The organism is Caballeronia sp. GAWG1-1, assembly GCF_023631465.1.
Classification (GTDB): domain Bacteria; phylum Pseudomonadota; class Gammaproteobacteria; order Burkholderiales; family Burkholderiaceae; genus Caballeronia.
In genome coordinates, this window is the sequence record NZ_JALQDB010000103.1 from 1 (window position 1) to 1,009 (window position 1,009).

The 1,009-nt window shown below is 59.3% G+C and carries 1 pseudogene; it reads left to right on the top strand.

Annotated elements, in window-relative coordinates:
- Window positions 1-94: 94 nt before the first annotated feature.
- Window positions 95-1,009, top strand: a pseudogene (locus tag NCT03_RS33625) (IS3 family transposase); the annotation flags it as partial.

Consider the following 1,009-nt stretch of genomic DNA (forward strand, 5'->3'; position numbering starts at 1 on the left):
TGGAACAGCCCCGTGAAAGACCGGACACAGTCTCCCACTTACAATAGCGGGTAGGCATAAGACTGTGTATATGACTAACAACAAGAACGAAGTAATGGAAGTGTTGACGGGACCTGAGCGCCGACGGCGCTGGTCGGCTGATGAGAAGCTGGCGATGGTTCGGGAGACGTTCGAGCCCGGCAAGACAGTTTCGATGGTGGCTCGGCTGCACGGCATCAATCCGAATCAGCTGTTTCAGTGGCGCAAGCTGCATCAGGACGGCAGCCTGTCGGCAGTGAGCGCTGGAGAAGAAGTTGTGCCGGCGTCCGAGTTGAGCGACGCGCTGAAGCAGATAAAGGAGCTCCAGCGCCTGCTGGGCAAGAAGACCATGGAGAACGAGATTCTCCGGGAAGCCGTGGAGGTCATGAAGTCGCGAAAATGGATTGCGCGCTCACCCTCATTACCGGGGGACGGCCAGTGAAGCAGGTCTGTGACGTTCTCGGTGTAGCGCGCTCAAATGTGTCGGTAAAGCTCGCCCGGACTGCTGACTGGCAGGATGGCCGGCGCGCACGCAAAACGGATGATGCTGGCATTGTCGACGAAATTCGTTTGCTCGTTGCTGACTTGCCCAGCTACGGCTATCGACGCGTCTGGGGCCTGCTGCGAAGCGAGCGGGAATTGCGGTGTGAGGTTCGAGTGAATGCGAAACGTGTTTATCGCGTGATGCGCCAGCACGATTTGTTGCTTCACAGGAGGCCTGCGAGGCCGAGCATCGAGCGTCGGCATGAAGGTACGGTGGCGGTGCCCAGAAGCAATCAGCGATGGTGCTCTGACGGCTTCGAGTTTCGTTGCGACAACGGCGCGCCGCTGCGCGTGACGTTCGCACTCGATTGCTGTGACCGCGAAGCGATCAGCTGGGCAGCGACGACAGGCGGTCATAGCGGCGACGTTGTGCGCGATGTCATGCTGGCGGCTGTCGAACATCGTTTCGGGAACGTTCGCAAAACGCCCGCGCAAATCGAATGGCTCA